Source organism: Pseudomonas sp. MWU12-2345, assembly GCF_023242385.1.
Taxonomy (GTDB): Bacteria; Pseudomonadota; Gammaproteobacteria; order Pseudomonadales; family Pseudomonadaceae; genus Aquipseudomonas; species Aquipseudomonas gingeri_D.
Genome location: NZ_JALLJA010000023.1, coordinates 18,967 through 40,994, shown reverse-complemented (window position 1 = coordinate 40,994; position 22,028 = coordinate 18,967). Strand labels below are relative to the sequence as shown.

The window sequence follows — 22,028 nt, the reverse complement described above, 5'->3', positions numbered from 1 at the left end:
ATCAGTAAGGTTTGATTTCCGACTGTGCTTCGGTGCGATATCGGAGGGCCTGATTTAGTGGCTGCCTCGGTCAGAACCGGACCTGCAAACAAAAATGCCCCGAATCAACGATTCGAGGCATTTTTGTTTGCAGATGGTGCACCAGGCGGGATTCGAACCCACGACCCCTGCCTTCGGAGGGCAGTACTCTATCCAGCTGAGCTACTGGTGCTTATGCGGGCGACATCATACCCATGTCGGCTCGGGGCGTCCATTCAGGTTTTGTCGGGAAATTCTCTTCTTCGGTTTTCCGCGCTCATGGCCCCGGCCCGCCTCGGTTCGAGCAGTCCGTCTGGTAATCGCCGCCTTCGCGATTTCCAGGGACATCGCGAAGGCCCTGACTTCACGTTGATCAGAAAAACCCGGCAAAAGCGCCATTTTCGTTCTTTTTTTCGAACAGACTATTGTCCTTTACCCCCATTGATCCTAGGATTCGTTTGAGATTTCAAACGCTCTTGTCTGGGTGCTGAACCGCACGGCAATCTCATGTGCGCTATTTATGTGCTTCGGCCCGGTGAATGAATTTCCTGACGGCAGCCTCCAAGGCGCCTTTCTACAATCAATAATTCGCTGCGCATCAGCGCGGTGCTGTTAAGGAAAGCCTACATGCAGCTCAAAGACACCCAGTTGTTCCGCCAGCAAGCCTATATCGACGGGGCTTGGGTCGATGCGGACAATGGTCAGACGATCAAGGTCAACAACCCGGCCACGGGCGAAATCCTGGGGACCGTGCCGAAGATGGGCGCCGCCGAAACCCGTCGCGCCATCGAAGCCGCTGACAAGGCCCTGCCGGCCTGGCGTGCCCTGACCGCCAAAGAGCGTGCGAACAAACTGCGTCGCTGGTACGAGCTGATCATCGAGAACCAGGACGACCTGGCCCGCCTGATGACCCTCGAACAAGGCAAGCCATTGGCCGAAGCCAAGGGCGAAATCGTCTACGCCGCTTCCTTCATCGAATGGTTCGCCGAAGAAGCCAAGCGCATCTACGGTGATGTGATTCCCGGCCACCAGCCGGACAAGCGCCTGATCGTGATCAAGCAGCCGATCGGTGTCACCGCCGCCATCACCCCGTGGAACTTCCCGGCCGCGATGATCACCCGTAAAGCCGGCCCGGCCCTGGCCGCCGGTTGCACCATGGTGCTCAAGCCCGCTTCGCAAACCCCGTTCTCGGCCTTCGCCCTGGCCGAACTGGCCCAGCGTGCCGGTATCCCGAAAGGCGTGTTCAGCGTGGTTTCCGGCAGTGCCGGCGATATCGGCAGCGAGCTGACCAGCAACCCGATCGTGCGCAAACTGTCCTTCACCGGCTCGACCGAGATCGGTCGCCAACTGATGGCCGAATGCGCCAAGGACATCAAGAAGGTTTCCCTGGAACTGGGCGGCAACGCGCCATTTATCGTGTTCGACGACGCGGACCTGGATAAGGCCGTCGAAGGCGCGATCATTTCCAAGTACCGCAACAACGGCCAGACCTGCGTCTGCGCCAACCGCTTGTACATCCAGGATTCGGTCTACGACGCGTTCGCCGAGAAGCTGAAAGTGGCGGTCGCCAAACTCAAGATCGGCAACGGTCTGGACGAAGGCACCACCACCGGCCCGCTGATCGACGAGAAGGCGGTGGCCAAGGTCCAGGAACACATCGCCGACGCCCTGAGCAAAGGCGCGACCCTGCTGGCCGGCGGCAAGTCCATCGAAGGCAACTTCTTTGAGCCGACCATCCTGGTCAACGTCTCCAAGGACGCCGCCGTGGCCAAGGAAGAAACCTTCGGTCCATTGGCGCCGCTGTTCCGCTTCAAGGACGAAGCCGAAGTGATCGCGATGTCCAACGACACCGAGTTCGGCCTGGCTTCCTACTTCTACGCCCGTGACCTGGGCCGTGTGTTCCGTGTGGCCGAGGCCCTGGAATACGGCATGGTCGGTGTCAACACCGGGCTGATCTCCAACGAAGTCGCGCCGTTCGGCGGCATCAAGGCCTCGGGCCTGGGCCGTGAAGGCTCCAAGTACGGCATCGAAGACTACCTGGAAATCAAATATCTCTGCCTGGGCATCTAACCCGGTCAGGTGGTTCAGCGAGAGGGGCACGAGAGCGCTGCTCCTGTCGCGTTTCAAACGACACTTCAGTGTGGCCGGAACGCTGTACCAGTCGATCATCGTATGCTGGTGCAGTGCCTCCCTGCCGCGTCATCCTTGAACCACGCCGCCCGATGAGCGGTGAATGAGGACACCATGAGCAAGACCAACGCATCCCTGATGAAACGCCGCGAAGCCGCTGTACCCCGCGGCGTCGGCCAGATCCATCCGATCTTCGCCGACCACGCGAAGAACGCCACCGTGACCGACGTCGAAGGTCGTGAGTTCATCGACTTCGCCGGCGGTATCGCCGTGCTGAACACCGGTCACCTGCACCCGAAAATCATCGCCGCCGTGACCGAGCAGTTGAACAAGCTGACTCACACCTGCTTCCAGGTCCTGGCCTACGAACCCTACGTAGAGCTGTGCGAAAAAATCAACGCCAAGGTTCCGGGTGATTTCGCCAAGAAAACCCTGCTGGTCACCACCGGTTCCGAAGCCGTGGAAAACGCCGTGAAAATCGCCCGTGCCGCCACTGGCCGCGCCGGCGTGATCGCCTTTACCGGTGCCTACCACGGTCGCACCATGATGACCCTGGGCCTGACCGGTAAAGTCGTGCCTTACTCGGCCGGCATGGGCCTGATGCCTGGTGGCATCTTCCGCGCGCTGTACCCGAACGAACTGCATGGCGTGAGCATCGACGACTCCATCGCCAGCATCGAACGCATCTTCAAGAACGATGCCGAGCCACGTGATATCGCTGCGATCATCATCGAGCCGGTCCAGGGCGAAGGCGGTTTCTACGTCGCGCCAAAAGAATTCATGAAGCGCCTGCGTGCCCTGTGCGACCAGCACGGCATCCTGCTGATCGCCGACGAAGTGCAAACCGGCGCCGGTCGTACCGGTACCTTCTTCGCCATGGAACAGATGGGCGTTGCCGCCGACCTGACCACCTTCGCCAAATCCATCGCCGGCGGCTTCCCGCTGGCCGGTGTCTGCGGCAAGGCCGAATACATGGACGCCATCGCTCCCGGCGGCCTGGGCGGCACCTACGCCGGTAGCCCGATTGCTTGCGCCGCGGCCCTGGCCGTGATGGAAGTGTTCGAGGAAGAGCACCTGCTGGATCGCTGCAAAGCGGTCGGCGAGCGCCTGGTGACCGGTCTGAAAGCGATTCAGGCCAAGTACCCGGTGATCGGTGAAGTGCGTGCCCTGGGCGCGATGATCGCGGTCGAGCTGTTCGAAGGCGGCGACAGCCACAAGCCGAACGCAGCGGCTGTGGCCCAGGTCGTGGCCAAGGCCCGTGACAAGGGTCTGATCCTGCTGTCCTGCGGTACCTACGGCAACGTATTGCGCGTACTGGTTCCACTGACCTCGCCGGACGAGCAGTTGGACAAAGGCCTGGCAATCATCGAAGAGTGCTTCGCCGAACTCGCCTGAGTTGTGACGCGATAGACAAAAAGACCCGCTCCGGCGGGTTTTTTTGTTTTATGAGATCGCAAGAGTGGCTTTTGGCTGTATCTGCCTGTGCGTATTGACTAATGTGTCAGGATTGCTCTCGGAGAGTGCTTGATGACCGCTGTGGATCTACCCGCTGTACCCCGTGTGTTGATTGCCGAGGCGGAGCCTTGGTCACGGGACCTGCTCAAGCAGGTGCTGTTGAACGTGCGTTGTGATGCTCGACTGGAAATCTGTGCCGACGGTCACCACGCGCTCGAGTTGCTCAGCGAACGGGCGTTCGACCTGGTGATCGCCGACTGGGAGTTGCCGGGTGTCGATGGCCTGAGCCTGCTGCGCGGTCTGCGCCAGAAAAAGCGCACGCCACTACTGCCGTTCATTCTGGTGGGCTCGCGCAATGACGTGGCCAGCGTGCGGGAAATCCTGCCGCTGCAACCGACGGCCTACCTGACCAAACCCCTGAATATGGAAAGCCTGACCCAGCGCCTGCAGGATCTGCTGCTGGACGCCGGGCAGGCGGTCTCGTGCGAAATTCCGGCCCTGGCGCCGGGCATGACCGTGGCGAAGTTTCTCGAACGACGCCGCGAGGAGTCGGACGGCGCGCCGTTGATGGCCGACGTGCAGGTGGCGGTCAATCGCAGCCTCAATCCCGGTGGCCTCGACTTGAAGGTGTTGGAGCAGGAAATTCGCACCGACCCACAAATCACGGCTGTGCTGATCGCCGCCGCCAACAGTGCGGCCCAGCATCACGGCAGCGGGGTGCAGACCCTGGCCCAGGCATTGCAGCGGCTTGGCGCGGCGCAGAGCATGAACCTGATCCTCGGCCTGACCCTCAAGCGCAGCGCCCGGCTCAGTGATGCGGCCCTGGGCGACTACGCCGAACGCTACTGGAATCTGTCGCTGCACACGGCCGAATACGGCCACTCCCTGGCGCGCTTGCTCGATCTGGATCACGAGCGTTGTTACTGCGCGGGCTTGTTGCATCGCCTGGGTGACCTGGCTTTGCTGCGTTGTCTGCAGGAATGGTTGAGCGCCGGTGGTGAGCTGGATGATGAACTGATCGGTGAATCGCTCTATGCCTTTGGGGCTGCCTTCGGTTCGGCGCTGCGCACGCGCTGGCGCCTGCCGCTGGAGCTGCGGGAGCTGATTGCGGCGGTCTACCAGCTCGGTGGCGGGGTTTACTCGCGCGAGGCCCTGGTGATGAGCCTGGCGGCGCAGATGGCACGGCTGACGCCCCATGAGGGCGTCGAAGAAATCGCCAAGAGCCGCACGGCGCGTTTGCTCAAGGTCGGCTTGCCGGAGCTGATGCGTTTGCGCAAGAACTGATCGTCTCTACGCCAGTACGATCTGGTTCTTGCCCTGGCGCTTGGCCTGGTACATGGCGCTGTCCGCCCGGGCGAACAGCGGGTCGAGGGTTTCGTCCTGCGGCGTCAGGTTGGTCAGGCCCTGGCTGACGGTGACGCCGAAGCCCTTGCCGTCGTGGTTGAAGCTCAGGCGCTGGATCTCCCGTTGCAAGCGCTCGGCGATCTGCAGGGCCATCTCCGGTGCGCAACCGGGCAGCAGTGCGGCGAACTCCTCACCGCCAATGCGTCCGAACAGATCGCCCATCCGCAAGGCCCCGCGCCCGGTCTCGGCGATCCGTTGCAACACCACGTCGCCTTCGGGATGACCGTAGGTGTCGTTGATCTGCTTGAAGTCATCGATGTCCAGCAGCAGGAACGCCAGGGGCGAGTCCTGCAAGCGGGCTTCTTCGAAGGCGCGATGGGCACTGTCGAAGAAGTGCCGGCGGTTGCTGCTGCCGGTCAGCACATCGGTGGTGGCCAGGCGCTGCAACTCGTCTTCCAGGGCTTTCTTCTCGGTGATGTCCTCGGCGATACCGACCACGATCACCCGCTGGCCCGGCTCGGCGTGGCGACTGATAAAGCATTTGTCGCTGAGCCAGCGGATCTGTCCGTCAGCGCTGATGATGCGGTACTCGCGGTCTTCCACCGAACCCTTTTCCAGCACTTGGGCCAGGCTGCGTTCGGCGTAGTCGAGATCGTCGGGGTAGATGCTGTTGCGCCATTCGCTGTAGTCGGCCAGCAGCAGGCCGGCCGAGCGGCCAAAGATCCGCTCGTAGGCGGGACTGACGTAGAGCATCTGCTGGCTGTTCCAGTCCAGGGCCCAGAGCACTGCATTGACGCTGACCAGTAGCGAGCTGAAGAGTTGTTCGCGTTCGCCCAGGCGTGCGACTTCGGCCTGGGCGTGCATCAGGGCCAACAGGGTTTCAGCGGCTTTTGGCCACTGTGGGAGGGAAGGCGGTTTTGAGTTCTTGTTGACCATCGGCACTCATCTCACAGGGCGTGCCGACCGTTATGGCGGCACGGCCACGCTACGGCCCGCCGGGATGGCGACGTGCTTTTGAGATAGGGCCAGGGCCGCTAAGTTCCGTTCGGCGCGCCCTGGGGGAGAGCGCGCCGATCAACGGTGTCAGGCGACCGAGGGACGTAGCGAGTAGGTTTTCAGTTGGTCGGCAAAGTCGCGCAACGACTGGATGCCGCTGGCTTCGGCTTCGTGGACCCAATCCTTGATCGCGGCGAGCATGTCATGGCCATTTGAGCTGGTCTTGACCCAGATCTGTTGCAGGGCCAGGCGTTTCTCGTAAATTACCTTGAGTGCCTGGCTGTGGGCGAGCATGGTTTCGATGCGCACCTGGTGATTTTCGCTGAGCAGGCTGGTTTCCCGCGACAGCAGGCGCTTGGCGCGGTGGAACTGATGGCGGACCGAATGATCGACCTTGGCCAGCTCCTGTTGCACCAGCGGTGCGATCACCAGCTTGCGGTACTGGGCCATGATCTGGAAGCGGTTGTTGAGGATCGCCATGGCGGTGTCCATGTCCAGGTGACCCTTGCCTTCGACCCGGTGGGCGATGGGCGCGACACGCTGTACCTTGGCCAGGCCCAGGAAGCTGAAGACCTTGATCCAGGCCCAGCCCAGGTCGAATTCCCACTTCTTGACCGACAGCTTGGCCGAGTTGGGATAGGTATGGTGGTTGTTGTGAAGCTCTTCGCCGCCGATCAGGATGCCCCAGGGCACCAGGTTGGTGGCGGCATCACGGCATTCGAAGTTGCGGTAGCCGATCGCATGGCCCAGGCCATTGATCACGCCGGCGGCCCAGAAGGGAATCCACATCATCTGGATGGCCCAGACGGTGATGCCGATGGCGCCGAACAGCAGCAGGTCGATCACCGCCATGATGGCGATGCCGAGCAGCTTGTAGCGCGAGTAGAGGTTGTTCTCGAGCCAGTCGTCCGGGCAGTTCTTGCCGTAGATGCGCAAAGTCTCGGGATTGCTGGCCTCGGCCCGGTACAGTTCGGCACCGGTACGCAGGACCGTGGACAGGCCGAGGATCACCGGACTGTGGGGATCGTCGACGGTTTCACATTTTGCGTGATGTTTACGGTGGATAGCCGTCCACTCGCGAGTATTCTGTGCCGTGGTCAGCCACAGCCAGAAACGGAAGAAGTGTTTCAGGCCAGCATTGAGCTCCAGGGAGCGGTGGGCCGAATAGCGGTGCAGATAGACCGTGACGCCGACAATGGTCACGTGGGTCATCAACAGGGTGACCGCCACTGTTTGCCAGGCTGACAGGTCAAGAAAACCGTTGTACCACATAGGCTGTATGGCCCTCGAAAAAGTAAAGAACAGCCCGTGCATTATCACCGAGCCCACAGAGAAAACCAGTCGCTGTTTCAGATAAGAGTGGCGGGATGTTTCTTACTCTATAATTCCGGCCAGTTTGTAGGGCAATTTGGCGTTTCTAGAGGGATTTAGCACTGTTTATGTCGATTTCAACCCGTAATGCTCTGAAGTCAGGCCTGTTGTACCTGCTGCTGTCGGTCCTCTGGATCCAGCTCAGCCAACGCCTGTTGAGCAGCTTTTTCGATGACCCCGAACAGTTGGTGCAGTGGCAGATCGTTCGCGGTTACCTGTGGGTGAGTGTCAGCGCCGTGCTGATTTTCCTGATCCACACCCGTTACCAGCGTTTCGGCCAGGCCGTCCCGGACTTGAAGCCCAGGTCCGAGGATCGCGAGCGCTTGCGACAGGCGGCCGCGGTATTCGATTGCACTCGCGAGGGCGTGCTGGTCACCGACAAGGACGGCTTGATCGTCCACGTCAACCGCGCCTTTGTCGCCATTACCGGTTATCAGGAAGCCGAGGTGCTGGGAGAGCGGCCGAACCTGTTCAAGTCCGGTCGGCATTCGGCGGAGTTTTACCAGAAGGTCTATCAGACGCTGGACGCCACCGGCGAGTGGAGCGGCGAGATCTGGAACCGGCGCAAGAGCGGCGAAATCTACCCGCAATGGCAGACGATCCGCGCGATTCGCGACGATTTTGGCCAGCTCAGCCAGTATGTCGCGGTGTTTTCCGATATCAGTGCGATCAAGGACTCGCAGCACGAGTTGGCGCAACTGGCCAACTACGATCCCCTGACCGGCCTGCCCAATCGCCTGCTGTTCACCGACCGCGCCTCCCAGGCACTGGCCTCGGCGCAGGTGCACAAGCGCGGTTGTGCCTTGCTGCTGATCGACCTGGATCACTTCAAGATCATCAACGACAGCCTCGGCCACAATGTTGGCGACCAGTTGCTCAAGGCGGTCGGCGAGCGCCTGCAGCACCTCTTTGGCAGCGGGATCAGCCTGGCCCGCCTGGGCGGTGACGAGTTCGCCGTGCTGGCGGAGAACTGCCCGCAGGTGGTGCAGGCGGCGGCCCTGGCGCAGCGGGTGATCGAGGGTTTGAAGGAGCCGTTCCAGCTCGACGGGCATCAATTGTTCATCAGCGCCAGCATCGGTATCAGCCTGTTCCCCAGTGATTCGCTGAATGCCGAGCAATTGCTGCGCAATGCCGACTCGGCCTTGTTCAAGGCCAAGAGCGCGGGGCGCGAAGGTTATGCGTTGTATACCGAAGAACTGACCGCCCACGCCCAGCATCGGGTGGAAATGGCCGGTGAGTTGCGCCGGGCGCTGGAGCAGGACGAGTTGCGGGTCTATTACCAGCCGGTGCATGACCTGAGCAACAGCCGGCTGATCGGGGTCGAGGCCCTGGTGCGCTGGGAGCATCCGCAGCGTGGGCTGGTGTCGCCTGGCGAATTCATTCCGATTGCCGAGCGCACCGGGCTGATCGCCGAGATCGATGCCTGGGTCATGGAGCAGTCCTGTCGGCAGATGTGCCAGTGGTTGCAGGAGGGTGTGGAGCTGTCGTTTATCGCGGTGAACGTCTCCAGTCGTCTGTTTGCCCGTCGCGAGTTGTACCAGCAGGTGGCGAAGGTGCTGGATGACACCGGGCTGGACCCGGCGCTGCTGGAGCTGGAAGTGACCGAAAGCGCGGTGATGGACGACCCCGAGGTGGCGTTGGAACAACTGCATCGCTTGCGCGAGTTGGGCGTGAGCCTGGCGATCGATGATTTCGGCACCGGGTATTCCTCGCTGCTGCGGCTCAAGCGGCTGCCGGTGCAGAAACTCAAGATCGACCAGGGTTTTGTCGCCGGTTTGCCTTGGGACGAAGACGATGCGGCGATTGTCCGGGTGGTCATCGCCCTGGCGCAGAGCATGGGCATGCAGGTCCAGGCCGAGGGCATCGAGCAGGCCGATCAGGCGCGTTTCCTGCTCGATCAGTCCTGCGACCTGGGGCAGGGCTACTGGTTCGGACGGCCGATGCCGGCGGATCAGCTCGACTGGCAGCGTGCGCCGGTGATTGCCTGATTATTTCGAGTTTCAGGTTGAACGCGGCCCTGTGGCGAGCGGGCTTGCCCCCTCGCCACAGTGGCTCGCTCACCCCTTGGAATGCTTCAGCCACCGCTACAACCCGCGCCACTTCTGATAATGGCATTTGGTTATATTAAAATTCTTAAATAGTATTTTTAAGAATAACTTCCCCTGTCTAAGATTGCCCTCACGCCACAAGCAGTGCCCCACTGCCGGGGCAACTCTCATTTCAGGAGCACGACCATGAGCGCATCTCTGCGTAGCGTTGACGGCCAGGACGAAGCAACCATTCTGCGTGAGATCCAGAGCGCCTTGCGCGATCTGCGTTTCGGTGCCGTCGAGATCACGGTCCACAACGCACAAGTGGTCCAGATCGAGCGCAAGGAAAAATTCCGTCTGCAAAACCCGGGCACCAAACCCAGCTGAACCCCGCGTCTTCCTCTGTTCAAGCAGAGGCCCGACTGGATAACCGGAGGGCGTCATCTCCCCCCCCAGTCAAAACCAGAGCGTTCGAGCCCGAATGCGGGCCGCAAGCGCCATAAGAAAAAGCCAATACACCAAAATTTTCGGGAGCTTCACCATGTCGTCGATTCGCCGTTACGCCCTGGCTGCGCTCGCCAGTGCCGTGTTTGCCGGTTCCGCCGTTGCCAAGGATTACGAGCTGCTCAACGTGTCCTACGACCCGACCCGTGAGCTGTACCAGGACTACAACGCCGAGTTCACCAGCTTCTGGAAGCAGGCCCACCCCGGCGACAACGTGAAGATCCAGCAATCCCATGGCGGTTCGGGCAAGCAAGGCCGTGCCGTGATCGACGGCCTGCGCGCCGACGTGGTGACCCTGGCCCTGGCCGGCGACATCGACGAAATCGCCAAGCTGGGCAAAACCCTGCCCGAGGACTGGCAAAAACGCCTGCCGGACGCCAGCACCCCCTACACCTCGACCATCGTTTTCCTGGTGCGCAAGGGCAATCCCAAAGGCATCAAGGACTGGGGCGACCTGGTCAAGAAAGACGTCTCGGTGATTACCCCGAACCCGAAAACCAGCGGCGGTGCGCGCTGGAACTTCCTCGCCGCCTGGGCCTACGGCCTGAAAGCCGGCGGCAGCGAAGCCAAGGCCCAGGAATACGTGAAAGAGCTGTTCAAGCACGTGCCGGTCCTCGACACCGGCGCTCGCGGCTCGACCATCACCTTCGTCAACAACGGTCAGGGCGACGTGCTGCTGGCCTGGGAAAACGAAGCCTTCCTGGCCCTGAAGGAAGACGGCGGCGCCGACAAGTTCGATATCGTCGTGCCGTCCCTGTCGATCCTCGCCGAGCCACCCGTGGCCGTGGTCGACAAGAACGCCGAGAAAAAGGGCAACACCGAGATCGCCACCGCCTACCTCAAGCACCTGTACAGCCCGGCCGGCCAGGAGATCGCGGCGAAGAACTTCTATCGTCCACGTGACGAGAAGATCGCCGCCAAATACGCACAGCAGTTCCCGAAACTGGACCTGGTGACTATCGACAAAGACTTCGGCGGCTGGAAAACTGCCCAACCGAAGTTCTTCAATGACGGTGGCGTGTTCGACCAGATCTACACGGCGCAATAAACCGTGAATTAAGCAGCCAGCACAGAGCCCGCATTCACCTGCGGGCTTTGCGTGTCAGTTCCGTTAACCAAGGACTTTTATGTCACGTCGTATCTCCCCCGTCATACCCGGCTTCGGGCTGACGCTGGGCTACACCTTGGTGTACCTCAGCCTGATTGTGCTCATCCCCCTGGCGGCGATGTTCGTGCATGCCGCCCAACTCACCTGGGATCAGTTCTGGGCGATCATCTCGGCACCGCGGGTTGTTGCAGCGCTGAAGCTGAGTTTCGGTACCGCGCTGTACGCCGCGATCATCAATGGCATCATCGGCACGCTGCTGGCCTGGGTGCTGGTGCGTTATACCTTCCCCGGCCGCAAGATCATCGATGCGATGATCGACCTGCCGTTTGCCTTGCCCACCGCCGTGGCCGGTATCGCGCTGACCGCGCTATACACGCCGGCAGGCCTGGTGGGGCAGTTCGCCGCCGACCTCGGTTTCAAGATCGCCTACACCCCCTTGGGCATCACCCTGGCGCTGACCTTCGTCACGCTGCCGTTCGTGGTGCGTACCGTGCAGCCGGTGCTGGCCGATATCCCCCGGGAGATCGAAGAAGCCGCCGCCTGCCTGGGGGCCAAGCCCTTGCAAGTGTTCCGCTACATCCTGGTGCCGGCGTTGCTGCCCGCCTGGCTGACCGGTTTTGCCCTGGCCTTTGCCCGGGGTGTCGGTGAGTACGGCTCGGTGATTTTCATCGCCGGCAACATGCCGATGAAAACCGAGATCCTGCCGCTGCTGATCATGGTCAAGCTCGACCAGTACGACTACACCGGCGCCACCGCCATCGGCGTGATGATGCTGGTGGTTTCCTTTGTCCTGCTGCTGCTGATCAACTTGCTGCAGCGGCGCATCGAACACCCATAAGGAGGCGCGGAACATGTCCCAATCGTCTATTTCCGCCGCGTCCTCGGCCAACGCCGCCCGTCGTGGCAGCGCCGTGTCGCGACGTATCCTGATCAGCCTTGGCTGGCTGGTGTTCTTCCTGTTTCTGCTGCTGCCGCTGTTTATCGTGGTGTCCCAGGGCTTGAAGAATGGCCTCGGCGTGTTCTTCAGCGCGATCCTTGAGCCCGATGCGTTGTCGGCGTTGAAGCTCACGGTGATCGCCGTGGTGATTTCGGTGCCGCTCAACGTGGTGTTCGGGGTCAGCGCCGCCTGGTGCGTGAGCAAGTACTCGTTTCGTGGCAAAAGCATCCTGGTGACGCTGATCGACCTGCCGTTCTCGGTCTCGCCGGTGATCGCCGGTCTGGTCTATGTATTGATGTTCGGCGCCCAGGGCTTCTTTGGCCCATGGCTGGCGGATCACGATATCCAGATTGTCTTTGCTCTTCCGGGCATCGTCCTGGCGACCATCTTCGTCACCGTGCCGTTCGTCGCCCGTGAGCTGATCCCGCTGATGCAGGAGCAGGGCACCCAGGAAGAAGAGGCCGCGCGCCTGCTGGGCGCCAACGGCTGGCAGATGTTCTGGCATGTCACCGTGCCGAACATCAAGTGGGGCCTGATCTACGGCGTGGTGCTCTGTACCGCCCGGGCGATGGGCGAGTTCGGTGCGGTGTCGGTGGTCTCCGGGCACATTCGCGGGGTGACCAATACCCTGCCGCTGCACGTCGAGATCCTCTACAACGAATACAACCACGTGGCCGCGTTCGCCGTGGCGAGCCTGTTGCTGATCCTGGCGCTCTTCATCCTGCTGCTCAAGCAGTGGAGCGAAAACCGAATCAACCGCCTGCGCGCCGCTGCGGCGGAGGAATAAGTCATGTCGATCGAAGTCCGTAATGTCAGCAAGAACTTCAACGCCTTCAAGGCCCTGGACCGCATCAACCTGGATATCCACAGCGGTGAGCTGGTGGCGCTGCTCGGCCCGTCCGGTTGCGGCAAGACCACCCTGTTGCGGATCATCGCCGGGCTGGAAACCCCGGACGAAGGCAGCATCGTGTTCCACGGCGAAGACGTCTCCGGCCATGATGTGCGGGATCGCAACGTCGGTTTCGTGTTCCAGCACTACGCGCTGTTCCGTCATATGACGGTGTTCGACAACGTCGCCTTCGGCCTGCGTATGAAGCCGAAGAACCAGCGTCCGAATGAAAGCCAGATCGCGACCAAGGTCCATGAACTGCTGAACATGGTGCAACTGGACTGGCTATCCGACCGTTACCCGGAGCAGTTGTCCGGTGGCCAGCGCCAGCGGATCGCCCTGGCTCGAGCCTTGGCGGTGGAGCCCAAGGTGCTGCTGCTGGATGAGCCTTTCGGCGCGCTGGATGCCAAGGTCCGCAAGGAGCTGCGGCGCTGGTTGGCGCGGCTGCACGAAGACATCAACCTGACCTCGGTGTTCGTGACCCACGACCAGGAAGAAGCGATGGAAGTCGCCGACCGTATCGTGGTGATGAACAAGGGTGTGATCGAGCAGATCGGCTCTCCGGGCGAGGTGTATGAGAATCCGACCAGCGATTTCGTTTATCACTTCCTCGGTGATTCCAACCGCCTGCACCTGGGGGACGACCAGCATGTGCTGTTCCGGCCCCATGAAGTGTCGCTGTCGCGCCATGAACTGGAAGACCACCATGCGGCCGAGGTACGTGATATCCGTCCGCTGGGCGCGACGACCCGGGTGACCTTGAAGGTTGAAGGCCAGAGCGAACTGATCGAAGCCGAAGTGGTGAAGGACCACGACAGCCTGATCGGCCTGACGAGGGGGGAGACCTTGTTCTTCAAGCCCAAGGTCTGGCAGAAGCAGGCGAGTCTCTAAGGGCACGACGGAACCTGTAGGAGCCTGGCTTGCCAGCGAAGCTTTTGGCGGTCTTGAGGGCCCTTTCGCGGGCAAGCCCTGCTCCTACAGTCTTCTGTCGTTCGCTCATTGTGTGTACGACACGACACTGTAGGAGCAGGGCTTGCCCGCGAAGAGGCCTTTACAGGCGCCGGCTATTTCAAACGGCCGTCCGCTTCTCCCGCAACCGCACCGCCCCCACCCGCGCCTCGATCTCATGCTTGAGGCCTTGCCGCAGCCCGAGCAAAAACAACAGCTCCGCCACCACGAACAACGGCCCGACGATCAGCCCGCTGAGATCGTCGACAAACGCCGGCTTGCGCCCTTCGTAGTAATGCCCGACGAACTGGATCGCCCAGCCGATCACGAACAGGCCGATTCCGCTCGCCAACCACGCCAGCGTGGCCTGCGCCGCAAGGATTTGGCCCACCCAAACGGATAGGCCGAGCAGCACCGTCATCAGCAGTCCGAGGGCCAGTTCCAGGCGCAGATAAAACACCGCCGAGACCACCGCCAAAAGTACCGCGGGACTGATCCCGAGCCCGGCCACCGGCCATTGCGGCCGTGACAGCAACACCGCCACGGCGACCACGATCAGGGGAATGCCGATGAAGTGGCTGGCGATATTGCGCGGGTCACGGTGATAGTCCGCGTATTGACTGAGATGCTCGACGAGGTTTTTCATTGTTATTCCTCCTGTAGGGTTATGGGATCATGCCCTGCGTGAAATTTTTACTCTGTCAGCTACACGACAATTGTCTCGGAGTTCTCATGGATGTATCTGCCTGGCGCTCGCGCCTGCTGACCGGACACTGGTTCAACCATCTGCCCGCTCACTTGCAGGATAGCCTGCTCGCCGCCGCCAAGGGCCGACGCCTGACGCCTGGCCAGCGCCTGTTCCAGCGCGGCGATCCGCCGTGCGGGCTGTACGCGGTGCTGGAGGGTTCGGTCAGGGTCGGTGCCGTCAGCGAGAAGGGCAAGGAAGCCTTGCTCGGGGTGATGGAACTGCCTTACTGGTTCGGCGAGATTTCCCTGTTCGATGGCCTGCCGCGGACCCACGACGCTTATGCCGTTGGACATACCATCCTGTTGCAGGTGCCCCAGGACGTGTTGCTCAAGTTGCTCGACGAACACCCGGAATACTGGCGGCAGTTCGCCCTGCTGATGAGTCAGAAACTGCGCCTGACCTTTATCGGCCTGGAACAGTTGAGCCTGATGCCGGCACCGGCGCGCCTGGCGCATCGGCTGTTATTGATTGCCGAAGGCTATGGGGAATTGAACCGTTCACGGCAATTGCTCGAGGTGTCCCAGGAGCAGTTGGCGGCGATGTTGTCGCTGTCGCGCCAGACCACCAACCAGATCCTCCAGGATTTCCAGCAGCAGGGGATTCTGCGCACCAGCTATGGCGGGATCGAGATCCTCGATCTGGAAGGGCTGCGGGCTACGGCCAGCGCCTGAGTCGCTCTTAGCGCAGCCCGTCGCGAAACTGCCCCGGGGTGATCCCGGTCCAGCGCTTGAACGCCCGGCTGAAGCTGCTGGTGTCGGCAAAGCCGAGCAGGTAGCTGACTTCGCTTAGCGAACACTGCGGGTCACGCAGGTGCAGCAGCGCCAGGTTCTCCCGACACTCGTTGAGCAAGGTGTCGTAGCGCGCGCCTTCATCGGCCAGGTGCCGTTGCAGGCTGCGCAGGCTCTGGTGCAGCGTCTGGGCGATGCGTTCCGCCGACGGTTCGCCTTCCGGCAACTGGGCCTCGATGGCTTCACGCACGCGGCGCTCCCAGGTCAAGGGCTTCAATTGCGCCAGGGTCCGGTTGAGCACCGTCTCGTTGTGCTCGGCCAGTTCCGGGTTGGCGTCGTCCAGGTGGCTGTCGAAATCGCTGCAGGCGAACTCCAGCCGGTCCTCCTCGGCGGCGAAGAACACTGGCGCGCGGAATACCGTGTGCCAGGGTGTCGGATCGGCCGGTTCCGGGCGTCGCAGATACACCGCCAACGGTGCGTAGTCGCGGCCCAGGCGGTTGCGGCAGGTGCGCACATAGATCGAAACAAAGGCATCAATGGCTTCGGGTGCCGGTGCCGGGCTGTCCTTCGGCACTTGCAGGCGAAAACGATAACGTTCGCCCTCGCGGCTGAGCTCCAATCCCAGGGCATCGCTGACCACTTGGTGATACCGCACGATCCGTTCGAACACCTCGCGCAGGCTGCCGCTGGCCACCAGTGCGTAGCCGAGGGCGTGGAAGGTGGTCGGACTGACAAAACGCGAAACCCGCAAGCCGATGGCCGGGTCGCCGCTGCTGGCCACGGCCAACTCCCACAGGCGGGTGGTGGCCGACAGCGGGTAGCGGGCGTTGGGGTCGTCCATCAATTGCGGGTCGAGCCCGGCTTGGTGGCACAGGGCGGCGCTGTCGAGGCCCAGGGCGTCGAGCTGCTTGCGCAGGGCGCGGGTCCAGCTGGAGAGCGAGGTCGGTTCAGGCATGTTGGCGTATCCGGTCAACGGGTTGGCGTTCGCGGCTACGACCTCTGATGCTGCAACGGCGCAGGATACGAACATCAATAACCAGAGGATGGAATCATGGATGGTGTTTGCGCAAGTCCCGAACGCATGAATGCACAACAACGATCCGGCTATATTCGTGAAAAGGTCATGGCCCGCGGCGTCGAGTTGCGCCGGCGTTACCCGCTGTTGGACCATCAGGACGCCCTGGGCACGGGCATTCTGGCGTTTGCCCTGGCCGGCATGATTGGTTCGGCGGTGCTTTATGTGGACGGTTATCTGGCCGGATGGGCGTGTTTGTTACTGAATGCTTTTTTTGCCTCGCTGACCCACGAGCTGGAACACGACCTGATCCACAGCATGTATTTCCGCAAGCAGCGGGTGCCGCACAACCTGATGCTGGCGCTGGTCTGGCTGGCGCGGCCGAGCACCATCAACCCCTGGATTCGGCGCCATCTGCACCTCAATCATCACAAGGTTTCCGGCACCGAGGCGGACATGGAAGAGCGCGCCATCACCAATGGCGAGCCGTGGGGGATTGCCCGCCTGCTGATGGTCGGCGACAACGTCATGTCTTCGCTGATCCGCATGCTGCGGGCCAAGACCTGGACCCACAAGTTCAGCATCCTCAAGCGCACACTGAGGGTCTATGCGCCACTGGCGTTGCTGCACTGGGGCGCGTGGTACGTGTTTCTCGGGTTCCACGCGGCCAACGGGATCGCCGGTCTGCTGGGCAGCTCCATCGACTGGTCGGCCCATACCCTGGCGGTGATGCAGGTGATCGATATCGCGGTGGTGGTGATCATCGGGCCGAATGTGCTGCGGACCTTCTGCCTGCATTTCGTCAGTTCGAACATGCACTACTACGGGGATCTCGAGGCGGGCAACGTGATCCAGCAGACCCAGGTGCTCAATCCCTGGTGGTTGTGGCCGTTGCAGGCGTTCTGCTTCAACTTCGGCAGCACCCACGGGATTCATCATTTCGTGGTCAAGGAACCGTTCTATATCCGCCAGATGACCGCGCCGGTGGCACATAGGGTGATGGCCGAGATGGGTGTGCGTTTCAATGATTTCGGGACCTTCGGACGGGCCAACCGGTTTGTCCGGCCAGAGCGCCAAAGCCCGCAGGAAGTGAGCTCGGCGCAAGGCTGAGGGGCTCCTCTCAGCAGGCAATAAACGTCAGGGGCAGGTCGCGAATCTGCTCGGGAACCGGCGTCTGGTAATGGCCGTCGCTGGTCAGCTCGTGGAGCAGTTCCTCGCGCAACTGGTGAAAGTCGAAGCTGCTGCGTTGGCGCGGATGGGGCAGTGCGATCTCGACCACCTGCTTGATCCGCCCGGGACGCGGCTCCATCACCACCACCCGGTCGGCGAGGAAAATCGCTTCTTCGACATCATGGGTGACCAGCAGTGTGGTGATCCTGGCCCGGGCGCGAATGGCCAGGAGTTCGTCCTGCATCTGTTGCCGGGTCAATGCGTCGAGGGCGCCGAAGGGCTCGTCCAGCAACAGGATGCGTGGACTCGCCACCAGCCCACGGGCAATCGCCACGCGCTGGGCCATGCCACCGGACAGCTGGTGCGGGTAGGCGCGAGTGAAATCTCCCAGGCCCACCAACTGGATGAAGTCATTGATGCGCTGCTGACGCTCAGCCTTGCTCAGCGGTTCGTTGACCAGGCCCAGGCCGATATTTTCCTCGACCGTCAGCCAGGGAAATAGCCGGTGTTCCTGGAACACGATGCCGCGCTCGCTGCCGATGCCGTCGACCGCCTTGCCATCGACCCGGATCTCACCACGAAAGGCTGTGTCCAGGCCGACCAGCAGGCGCAGCAAGGTGGATTTGCCACAACCGCTGGAACCGACAATGGCGACGAACTCACCCTCGGCGATATCCAGGCTGAACTCATGAATGGCTTCCAGCTCGATGCCGTCGACATCGAAGGATTTGCCGACCTGGTTGAAGCTGACAATCGGAGCGTTCATGCGTGTCTCCAGCGGGTGGCGCGGGTTTCGAGGTGTTGGCCGAGCAGGTTGATCAGCGCGCCGGTAAGGCCCACCACAAGCATGCCGCTCATGATCACGTCCATGCGCAGCAACTGCTGGGCGCCGATCATCAGCGCGCCGATGCCGCCGTTGGACGGCATGAAATATTCGGCGCCGAGGGTGCCGAGCCAGGCATAGATCAGGCTCAGGCGCAGCCCGGCAAAAATCCCCGGCGCGGCACCGGGTAGCACCAGCTTGCGCAGCCGCTGCCAGAGACTCAGGCGCAGCACTTGCGCGGCCTCGGTCAACTGCGGCGAGAGGTTGGCGACACTGCGTTGGGTGGCGATAAACAGTGGGAAGAAGGCGGCGAGGGCGACGAACACGGACTTGGCCAGCTCGCCCAGGCCGAACCAGGCAGTGATCAGCGGTACCCAGGCGAAAATCGCGATCTGGCGCAGGGCCGACAGGCTCGGGCCGAGCAGCCGTTCGCCGGTTTTCGACAGCCCCAGCAACAGCCCGAGGCCAAAGCCCAGCGAGCCGCCGAGGAGCAGCCCGGCGAGGGTCCGTTGCAAGCTCAGGCCCAGGCTGGTGGGCAGGCTGCCGTCGAGTGTCCCGCGCCAGGTGCTGTGCAGCACCGCCAGTGGGCTGGCCAGGATATTCCCGTCGACCCACTGCTGGTCGCTCGCCACTTGCCAGAGCACCAGCAGGATCAGCAGCAGCAGCCAGGGTTGCAGGCGTTGCCAGCCGTGATAGCGCGGGCCGCGGGGGATCTGCGCCGTGGCCGGGTGCGGCCAGTGCACCAGGCGTCGGTCGAGCAGGCCGATGCCACGGTCCATCAGCACGCCGAGCACACCGATGACCAGGATGCAGACGAAGACGATATCGAGCATGAACAGTTGCCGGGCATAGACCATCAGGTAGCCGATGCCTTCGCTGGAGGCCAACAGTTCCACGGCCAGCAGCGAGGTCCAGCCAGCGGCCAGCGCCAGGCGCAGGCCAGCCATGAACGCCGGCAGGGCAGCGGGCAGGATCAGCCGTCGGATCAACAGATACGGTGGCAGCCGCAAGACCGCCGCGGCTTCGCGCAGCCTGGGTTGCGCATCACGCACGCCGACCAGGGTGTGCAGGGTCACCGGCACCACGATGGCCTTGATCAGCACCACCAGCTTGAGCACTTCGCCGATGCCGAAAAACACCATGAACAGCGGAATCCAGGCCAGGGTCGGGATTTGTGCGAGGGCACTGAAGGTGGGAAATACCCAGCGTTCTGCACGTCGACTGAAACCCAGCGTGGCACCGAGCAGGGCGCCGATGCCGACGCCCGCCAGCAAACCCCGGAACAGCCGTTGCAGACTTATCCACAGATGCCCCCACAGTTCGCCGCCGGCCAGTTCCACGGTGCTTTGCCCGACCAGCGAAGGCGGCGGCAGGATCTGCTCGCTCATCCAGTGTTGCCGGCTGGCAACCCACCACAGGGCGGCCAGCGCCAGTGGCAACAGCCAGGGCAGCAGACGCGGACTCAGGCTGGGCCAGCCACGGCGCTGCCCGGACGGCGGCAGCGCCAGCGGCAGGCTGAGGAGCGAAACACGGGCCATGGCAGACCTCCGTTGTCGGTTTTCCGGGCAATGCACGGCACTGAATTGAATATGCTTGTTCGGTCTATAAAAAATCTTATCGATTCTATTGGGAGATAAGAGAAGCCATTTAAGGCTTGTGCAGGGCACGCATCCAATGCATTTGAAGAATATTTTCGATGCGTTTTATGCATGCCGCTCCAGGACCCTTGTTTCAGCGCTTATATTCCTTAAAGTTACTAAAATGTGAATTATCAGTATTTTATTGTTATGCATGGCTATGCCTACCTTCAGCGACTCGAAGCCCGTTGCCAAGGAGCACCACCCATGAAAACCCTGTTCAAAGGCAGCCTTGCCCGCCTGTTCGCCACCACCGCTCTAGCGGGCGTCCTGGGCGCCCTGTCGCTGTTGGCCACGGCGGCCGAGGTCAAGGAAATCCGCATCGCCGTGCCCGACCTGAGCGCCGGCACCGAGCACAGCGGCGGCGGTGTGGTGGATGTGCTGCGCAGCCGGCAGATCTTCGAAAAGGCCTTTGCCGACCAAGGCATCAAGGTGCAGTGGAGTTTCTTCAAGGGCGCAGGGCCAGTGATCAATGAAGCCTTCGCCAACGGCCAGGTGGATTTCGCCTACCTGGGGGACCTGGCGGCGATCATCGGCAAATCGAACGGGCTGGATACCCGGCTGTTGAGCGCGACGGCACGCGGGGTCAAGCAATACCTCGGCGTGGTGCCCGGCTCGGGGATCAAGACCCTGCAGGACCTCAAGGGCAAACGGGTGGCGGTGTTCCGTGGCACCGCCAGCCAGCTGTCCTTCGATGCCGCACTGGCCAGCCAGGGCTTGAGCGAGAAGGACTTCAAGGTGATCAACCTGGATTTCAGCGCGGCGGTAGCGGCGTTGGCGGCCAAGCAGATCGACGCCTCCTGGGGCAGCTCGAACCTGACGGCGTTGCAGGCCAAGGGGCTGGCTGAGTTGCCGGTGAGCACCAGGGATCTGGGCGGTGCCGGGAGTATCCAGAGCGTGCTGGTGGGTTCCGGCGCCTTTGTCGATGCGCATCCGGACGTGGTCGACAAGCTGCTCAAGGCCCAGCAGCAAGCGGTGGAGTGGCTGACCCAGGATGGCAACAAGGACGCCTATGTGCAGTTGGTGTCGGGGCTGGCAAGTTATCCACAGGTGATTTTGCAGCAGGACCTGAAGGACGAGAAACTCAGCGAGATTTTCCCTTCGCAACTGGACCCGGTGTTCCTTGGTAAATTGCAGGGTTCGGTGGACCTGGCGTCCCAGCAGAAGCTGATTCGCAAGCCGTTCAAGGTGACGGATTGGGTGGCGCCGAATCTGGCGGCGGCGGGGATCTAGACCGCAACCCTGTCCTCCTGGGTATCCACTGCCACCAACGTCTCGATCATCGCCCGCGCCGCCGGTGACAGCCGGAACCCGGTGCGGCTGACGATCCCGCAGCGGGCGTTCATGCTCTCGATGTTCTGCGGCAGGTTGCGCCAGTGCAGCAGCACCAGCGAGCCCTGTTCCACGTCCTCGATAAACGCCTCCTGGGTGCCGACGCCAATCGCATTGGACTGCCGGACGATCTTCACCAGCGCCGGAAAATGCTCGGTCTCGATATTCGGCGAAAAATCCGTGCGCCCGCTGAGGTTCGCCAGCAGCTTGCGGATGCCCGGCGGAATCAGCGTGGTCGCCAGCGGATAGTCGAACATATCGTTGGTCGACAGGCTTTCCTTGGCCAGCAACGGATGCCCCGGCCGGCAGAAAAACACCCCGCGCTTGGGCGTCAGCGCCTGGGTCTGGAAGTTCGGATCGGCCTCGAAATGGCGGATGTCGGCGATAAAGAATTCGATTTCCTCGCGACTCAGGCTGCGGCTGAGCTTTTCCCAGTTATCCACATGGAATTTGGTCCTTACTTTCGGGTGGGCATTGATAAACCGCGCCACCGCCTCCGGTACCAGTTTCACCGCCGGCGCCGGGCCGCAGCCGAAGCGCAGCTCACCGGCATCGAGCTTGGTCATCTGGGTCACTTCGGCACTCAGCAGCGCCGCGCCCTGGACCAGGGTCAAGGCATGTTGCAGCACCACCTGGCCTTCTGGCGTCGGGCGCAAATCCTTGTTGCCACGGTCCACCAGCACGCAGCCGAACTCCTGTTCCAGCCCCTGGATACTGCGGCTGAAGGCCGGTTGGGTGATACCCATGGCGTCCGCCGCGCGGACAAAACTGCGGTGTTCATTGAGGGCGATGAAGTAGCGCAGTTGGCGAAGATCCATATGCTTTCCTGGCATCCGAAAAATAGC

At 62.0% G+C, this 22,028-nt stretch carries 19 protein-coding genes and 1 tRNA gene; 12 read left to right on the top strand and 8 right to left on the bottom strand.

All coding sequences use genetic code 11. The features are described from left to right. Positions 1-134 precede the first annotated feature (134 nt). A tRNA-Arg gene (locus M5C71_RS30080) sits at positions 135-211 on the bottom strand. 434 nt (positions 212-645) lie between these two features. Here M5C71_RS30080 and gabD point away from each other — a divergent pair. From gabD to M5C71_RS30065, 3 genes are all read left to right on the top strand, one after another. Then, a complete protein-coding gene (gene gabD, locus M5C71_RS30075; protein WP_100942648.1) occupies positions 646-2,088 on the top strand; it encodes an NADP-dependent succinate-semialdehyde dehydrogenase in 1,443 nt (480 codons plus the stop codon). A gap of 174 nt (positions 2,089-2,262) precedes the next feature. Continuing rightward, on the top strand, positions 2,263-3,543 hold the full coding sequence (gene gabT, locus M5C71_RS30070; RefSeq protein WP_100942647.1) for a 4-aminobutyrate--2-oxoglutarate transaminase: 1,281 nt from the start codon (positions 2,263-2,265) through the stop codon (positions 3,541-3,543). Positions 3,544-3,675: 132 nt separating this feature from the next. After that, entirely contained in the window at positions 3,676-4,887 is a 1,212-nt protein-coding gene (locus M5C71_RS30065) for an HDOD domain-containing protein (RefSeq protein ID WP_103496018.1), read from the top strand. Between the two features lie 6 nt (positions 4,888-4,893). Here M5C71_RS30065 and M5C71_RS30060 read toward each other — a convergent pair whose 3' ends face one another. Further along, a complete protein-coding gene (locus M5C71_RS30060) occupies positions 4,894-5,883 on the bottom strand; it encodes a sensor domain-containing diguanylate cyclase (protein ID WP_103496017.1) in 990 nt (329 codons plus the stop codon). Positions 5,884-6,030: 147 nt separating this feature from the next. Then, positions 6,031-7,215, bottom strand: a complete 1,185-nt coding sequence (gene desA, locus M5C71_RS30055) for a delta-9 fatty acid desaturase DesA (protein ID WP_103496016.1) — start codon at positions 7,213-7,215, stop codon at positions 6,031-6,033. A 167-nt stretch (positions 7,216-7,382) separates the two neighbouring features. Between desA and dibA the strand changes: the two genes are divergently transcribed. The 6 genes from dibA to M5C71_RS30025 all read left to right on the top strand — a co-directional run bounded on the left by dibA (position 7,383) and on the right by M5C71_RS30025 (position 13,673). Next, positions 7,383-9,302, top strand: coding sequence for a phosphodiesterase DibA (gene dibA, locus M5C71_RS30050; RefSeq protein ID WP_248769432.1), 1,920 nt, complete (start codon positions 7,383-7,385; stop codon positions 9,300-9,302). Positions 9,303-9,548: 246 nt separating this feature from the next. Next, positions 9,549-9,731, top strand: a complete 183-nt coding sequence (gene oscA / locus M5C71_RS30045; RefSeq protein ID WP_094469701.1) for a sulfur starvation response protein OscA — start codon at positions 9,549-9,551, stop codon at positions 9,729-9,731. A gap of 154 nt (positions 9,732-9,885) precedes the next feature. Beyond that, a complete protein-coding gene (locus tag M5C71_RS30040) occupies positions 9,886-10,896 on the top strand; it encodes a sulfate ABC transporter substrate-binding protein (RefSeq protein WP_177104289.1) in 1,011 nt (336 codons plus the stop codon). A gap of 79 nt (positions 10,897-10,975) precedes the next feature. Then, a complete protein-coding gene (gene cysT, locus M5C71_RS30035) occupies positions 10,976-11,794 on the top strand; it encodes a sulfate ABC transporter permease subunit CysT (RefSeq protein ID WP_152741797.1) in 819 nt (272 codons plus the stop codon). Between the two features lie 13 nt (positions 11,795-11,807). Next, on the top strand, positions 11,808-12,680 hold the full coding sequence (gene cysW / locus M5C71_RS30030; RefSeq protein WP_248769431.1) for a sulfate ABC transporter permease subunit CysW: 873 nt from the start codon (positions 11,808-11,810) through the stop codon (positions 12,678-12,680). Positions 12,681-12,683: 3 nt separating this feature from the next. Then, positions 12,684-13,673 carry a sulfate ABC transporter ATP-binding protein gene (locus tag M5C71_RS30025; protein ID WP_152741796.1) on the top strand — a complete coding sequence of 330 codons (990 nt, stop codon included), beginning with the start codon at positions 12,684-12,686 and terminating at the stop codon, positions 13,671-13,673. A gap of 178 nt (positions 13,674-13,851) precedes the next feature. Here M5C71_RS30025 and M5C71_RS30020 read toward each other — a convergent pair whose 3' ends face one another. Further along, on the bottom strand, positions 13,852-14,376 hold the full coding sequence (locus tag M5C71_RS30020; RefSeq protein ID WP_248769430.1) for an Mpo1-like protein: 525 nt from the start codon (positions 14,374-14,376) through the stop codon (positions 13,852-13,854). A gap of 86 nt (positions 14,377-14,462) precedes the next feature. Here M5C71_RS30020 and M5C71_RS30015 point away from each other — a divergent pair, with 86 nt between their 5' ends. Then, the gene (locus M5C71_RS30015; RefSeq protein ID WP_103499032.1) at positions 14,463-15,149 is read left to right on the top strand and encodes a Crp/Fnr family transcriptional regulator; all 687 of its coding nucleotides are present in this window, start codon (positions 14,463-14,465) and stop codon (positions 15,147-15,149) included. Between the two features lie 7 nt (positions 15,150-15,156). Here M5C71_RS30015 and M5C71_RS30010 read toward each other — a convergent pair whose 3' ends face one another. Beyond that, positions 15,157-16,161: an AraC family transcriptional regulator gene (locus tag M5C71_RS30010; protein ID WP_248769429.1), complete on the bottom strand. Its 1,005-nt coding sequence runs from the start codon at positions 16,159-16,161 to the stop codon at positions 15,157-15,159. 96 nt (positions 16,162-16,257) lie between these two features. Between M5C71_RS30010 and M5C71_RS30005 the strand changes: the two genes are divergently transcribed. Continuing rightward, a complete protein-coding gene (locus tag M5C71_RS30005) occupies positions 16,258-17,331 on the top strand; it encodes a fatty acid desaturase (RefSeq protein WP_248769428.1) in 1,074 nt (357 codons plus the stop codon). Positions 17,332-17,341: 10 nt separating this feature from the next. Here the strand turns inward: M5C71_RS30005 and M5C71_RS30000 are convergent, their stop codons facing one another. Both M5C71_RS30000 and M5C71_RS29995 read right to left on the bottom strand, forming a co-directional pair. Then, positions 17,342-18,157: an ABC transporter ATP-binding protein gene (locus tag M5C71_RS30000; protein ID WP_152741792.1), complete on the bottom strand. Its 816-nt coding sequence runs from the start codon at positions 18,155-18,157 to the stop codon at positions 17,342-17,344. Then, positions 18,154-19,752 carry an ABC transporter permease gene (locus M5C71_RS29995; protein ID WP_248769427.1) on the bottom strand — a complete coding sequence of 533 codons (1,599 nt, stop codon included), beginning with the start codon at positions 19,750-19,752 and terminating at the stop codon, positions 18,154-18,156. The genes M5C71_RS30000 and M5C71_RS29995 overlap by 4 nt, the downstream gene beginning before the upstream one ends. 306 nt (positions 19,753-20,058) lie before the next feature. Here M5C71_RS29995 and M5C71_RS29990 point away from each other — a divergent pair, with 306 nt between their 5' ends. Further along, positions 20,059-21,084: an ABC transporter substrate-binding protein gene (locus M5C71_RS29990; RefSeq protein ID WP_177104299.1), complete on the top strand. Its 1,026-nt coding sequence runs from the start codon at positions 20,059-20,061 to the stop codon at positions 21,082-21,084. Here M5C71_RS29990 and M5C71_RS29985 read toward each other — a convergent pair. After that, positions 21,081-22,001, bottom strand: a complete 921-nt coding sequence (locus M5C71_RS29985) for a LysR family transcriptional regulator (RefSeq protein WP_152741789.1) — start codon at positions 21,999-22,001, stop codon at positions 21,081-21,083. The genes M5C71_RS29990 and M5C71_RS29985 overlap by 4 nt on opposite strands. Positions 22,002-22,028: the final 27 nt, after the last annotated feature.